A 4,099-nucleotide genomic window follows, 5' to 3' on the forward strand; every position below is an offset into this window, starting at 1 on the left:
CCGATTGCGTTGGTCAATGCCAACGGAGAGCAACAAGGGCAAGTGGCCTGGGCGGCCAGGTACACAGCTTGGGGGGAGGTTGAAGATGAGTACAACCCAAACCAGATCCACCAGCCGATACGGTTCCAGGGCCAGCAATTCGACCAAGAGACGAACCTTCACTACAACCGGTTCAGGTATTACGACCCAAACGTGGGGCAGTACATCACTCAGGATCCTATTGGATTAATGGGCGGGAGAAATCTATATGCCTTTGTGGGAGGTGATCCATTGGGGTGGATCGACGCGTTGGGTCTTGAGCCGGGCACGATGGCGCAACGCGGATATCTTAGTAATGGCAGATCAAGTTATCCAGGTCTAATAGGTGAGGATCAGAAAGGAGTGCTTTTGTTTGATGAAAATAATCCTAATTTTCACAGTTATAACGTCAGAAACTCATGCTCTAAAGGGACGGCGGGATGCACTCTGAAAAATGTTTCAGATGGATTAATGAAGTTTCCAGCGCCTGGCGCCAGTGGGGAGCCTATTAAAGATGGGCAAAGGGGTTTTGCAATACCAGTAGGGCCAGTGAGTCATTCTATAAATGCAGATAGAACGATGGTTACAAATATAACAGAGAAAGGCCATCTATTATACCCAGGTATAGTCCGACGATGGGTGACGGAGAGCGCAAATAACATAACAGTACACACCTACGGCGAAGGTGTTGGGGCAATGGGCGGCTTGAATAACGCCCTGGCAGACACTTTGTGGAATGGTGTAGATAAAAATATATTTGACTATGCGAAGAGTTGCAAATGAAGAGGCATTTATTTGGAATTATTATTTCATCGATTTTTGTTTCGCTGGGCTTTGTTGTTTTATTTGACGATGATTTTTGGAGTCTGTTTTTTTATGTATGGCCAATAGTTTTTATTTGTGCTGCCGTGTTAACAATATTGCTTCTGCCACCTGTGATCTTTTTAAGTGATTTCCTGGAGGTTCCCTGGCTGCTGTGTTGCGCATTTATGATTGGTGGAACTGCGACGTTGGTAGTTGTATTTTTATTCTTTCATTTTGTTCCGGCTTGGAATGTTATCACGATATATTATTTTATCTTTGGTGGTATTTCGGGGGTGGTTTCTTACGGAACGAATTTAATTGTCAACAAGAATATTTGCGGCATGAGTTTGTAGGAGCATTGTTTTTCTTTCTAGTCCCGTGGGGGGTATCAAATTCCTAGCGTTTCTGCTCAGGCGGGCGTTGTTTTTGGCGGCGTGAACAGGTCTCGTGGGATTGCAAAGAACATTAATGGCCGTGTTCAGCAAGTATGCATGACTGTCGCAAAAGATAATAATGGAATAGCAGGAATTACAGTTGGTCCAGGCACGGAGCTCGTCGGGTCAATAACTCATGCTGAGACAGGAGATTGGAGTATGCGAGAAGCACTGGTGCGTGCGTTTGACAAATATCTGGGTGGAAGGTAAATTGATTTATGAGGCCGCTAAAAAAGTACAGGATAATTTTCCTCCTGTTTTTCTTCATTAGCATGATAATTGGAGCGCTTATGGTTTATGTAAGCGAGAACTTTTTGTATGTAGCATTTGTGAATTTAATTGTATTTGGCTTGTGTTTGCGAAATATTTCTTGCCCTCGATGTGGTCACCCTATCGGGCCAGTTCGAGGTGAGTTTTTTGATGTTATTTTTGATCATATGCTTCGGAGAAATTGTAGAAAATGCGGTGCAAGCTTGAAATAATTCGAAGAAGCCATATTTGGCAGCCGCGTGAAACTGACGCCTCGGGCAGGTAAACCCGCAGGAGCGACCGCAACACCCGGCGCCAACTGGAATGCCCAGGGCCAGCAATACCTGCACGACCCGCGCTTCAACCTGCTGCAGCCCGAGCAGAACCCGGACAGCCCCGCAGACCAGACCGTGGAGCGATGGCGGGACAACCGCATTGGCTGGAGCCAGGCCGAAGGCGAGAGCGGAAGCAAAGACAACCAAGGAACGACCCACTACCGCTATGACCGCTGGGGCAACCGCACGCAGACCCTGCACAGCGATGGCAGCACTACCGCCCTGCACTACGACAGCCTGCACCAGCTGCGCGAGGCCATACAGATCGATGCCCAAGGGAAAGTGCAAAGCACCACCACCTACCGCTACGACACATTCGGACGGCGGGTGAGCAAAACCCACCAAGCGGGAGCACAACAACCAAGCCAGACCACCCACTACGGCTGGGACGGGGTCCGACTGGTGCACACGGAAACTGCAGAGCACATTCATCACACGGTGTATGAGCCGGGCAGCTTTGTGCCACTGCTGCAGGTGCAGAGAAGCAAGGACAAAGAGGGGCAGGCTGATCCGGTCACAACCTTGCTGAGCCTGGGCGACAGCGAAGCGAGCAACACCCTGGACCAAGAGCTGCCTCGCCACGAACGAGAGATGCTGCACGAAGCCCTGAGAGAGGTGCTGCAGCCGGGCTACGAACTGTCAGCGCTCTTGCCGCAGGAGATGCGGGCGCAGGTGCGGGAGTCGATCCAGGCGCTCAAGGACATGCAAGCTCAAAGCGAAGAGCAAAACCCGCTCACGATTCGGCACGTGCTCACGGATCACCTGGGCACGCCGATTGCGGTGATCAACGCCAACGGAGAGCAACAAGGGCAAGTGGCCTGGGCGGCTAGGTACACAGCTTGGGGGGAGATTGAAGAGGAATACAACCCCAACCAGATTCTCCAGCCGATACGGTTCCAGGGCCAGCAATTCGACCAAGAGACAAAACTTCATTACAACCGGTTCAGGTACTACGACCCGAGGGTGGGGCAGTATGTGACGCAGGATCCTATCGGTCTTCACGGAGGCGGCGACCTATATGAATACGGACTAAATCAACCTCTATCCGCCTCGGATCCAACCGGCTTACTCGCACCCCTTGCAATTTTTGGTTATATGGCTATGGCAGGGGCATTTTCAGGCGGCGCAGCAAATGTGGTTAAACAGAAGGTAATTGAAGGCAAATGCCTAAAGGATATAGATTTAATGGGTGTTGCTAATAGTACGGTATGGGGAGGGTTGGGGGGCGCTGCTATGCCTTTGCTGGGATCGACTGTGACGGGGGCGATGGCAATTGGTGCTGTAACGGGGGGCGGCCAATACATCACTGGAGCAGCATTGGAGGGAGCTCAGCCTACGTTGATCGATCTCGGGGTGAATGCGGGGATGGGAGCCGTCGGCGGAGGGTTAGGTGGAAAATATACGCCCCCAACAAATTGGGGAGGGTTGGGCAAGTGGGGCAACCTAGCGCGAGAGGCCTATACCGATGTTGCGAAGGCTCAGAATCTAACGCCAAAATCTATCGGACAAGCTTTTGGGGGAAATGTTGCGTCTAATGTAGATCCTCGAAGCAATCTTCCGTGCGTCACATGCGCGCCAAAAAAATGTTGAGCTAGCTTATGGGAAATAAATTGCATCTCTTGCCAACCAGTTGGCTGGGGCTCGCGTGGCTCACAGTTGTTTACTTGGCTGCACTTTGCTTCCTCATATTATTTTACGACTTGGCGGGGGCGAGGTATAAAAAATCCGAATGGATTAGAGTTCCCGCGATTTCGATAGAGATTGATGAGTGCAGCTATTCCGAGCGTTATGTTGAGGTATTTTATAGTTATTCATATAAGGGTGTTTTGTATGTGAATAGTTTGGTGGGCTTGGATGGCCTAAGGTGTCTGGATAAAAAATCTCCTCGTCGTATAAATGGCATAAAAGACATAGCACTAAAGGGGGGCGGCACTATTGTTGTTAACCCTCAAAACCCTTCGGAATCGTATTTGAATGATGATCCATCGAAGTTTTGGATTTCTTTGGCTTTGATGTTGTTTTTTTTGACTCATCCTGTGTTTTTGATTATCCTTCTGGTTATTAAAAAGAGATCATATTTGTACTATTGAGCCCGTCCTGAACAATTCCGTTATCAACAGCAGACCGGTCCGCGGTCACCTGGAGCGCGACAAGCTGCACCGTGAAGTGGGCCGCAGCCTGCACCTGCTGCAAAGCGGCGCAGCGCACGAACACGCGCCCGCCGCCATCACCCAGACCCGCCAGCTCGACCCCCTGGGC

The 4,099-nt window shown here is 50.4% G+C and carries 4 protein-coding genes; 3 read left to right on the plus strand and 1 reads right to left on the minus strand.

Annotated features, from left to right (window positions below):
* From ACOQFS_RS08870 to ACOQFS_RS08880, 3 genes are all read left to right on the plus strand, one after another.
* Positions 1-801, plus strand: an 801-nt coding sequence (locus ACOQFS_RS08870) for an RHS repeat-associated core domain-containing protein (protein WP_421562529.1), incomplete at its 5' end; no start/stop codon positions are given.
* On the plus strand, positions 798-1,175 hold the full coding sequence (locus ACOQFS_RS08875) for a hypothetical protein (protein WP_421562530.1): 378 nt from the start codon (positions 798-800) through the stop codon (positions 1,173-1,175). The genes ACOQFS_RS08870 and ACOQFS_RS08875, both read left to right, overlap by 4 nt.
* 590 nt (positions 1,176-1,765) lie before the next feature.
* On the plus strand, positions 1,766-3,430 hold the full coding sequence (locus tag ACOQFS_RS08880; RefSeq protein ID WP_421562531.1) for an RHS repeat-associated core domain-containing protein: 1,665 nt from the start codon (positions 1,766-1,768) through the stop codon (positions 3,428-3,430).
* Positions 3,431-3,901: 471 nt separating this feature from the next.
* On the opposite strand, the gene ACOQFS_RS08885 is transcribed toward ACOQFS_RS08880, so the two are convergent.
* The coding region (locus ACOQFS_RS08885; RefSeq protein ID WP_421562532.1) for a hypothetical protein at positions 3,902-4,099 on the minus strand (198 nt) is incomplete at its 5' end.

The organism is Paracidovorax sp. MALMAid1276, from assembly GCF_049198005.1.
GTDB lineage: Bacteria > Pseudomonadota > Gammaproteobacteria > Burkholderiales > Burkholderiaceae_C > Acidovorax.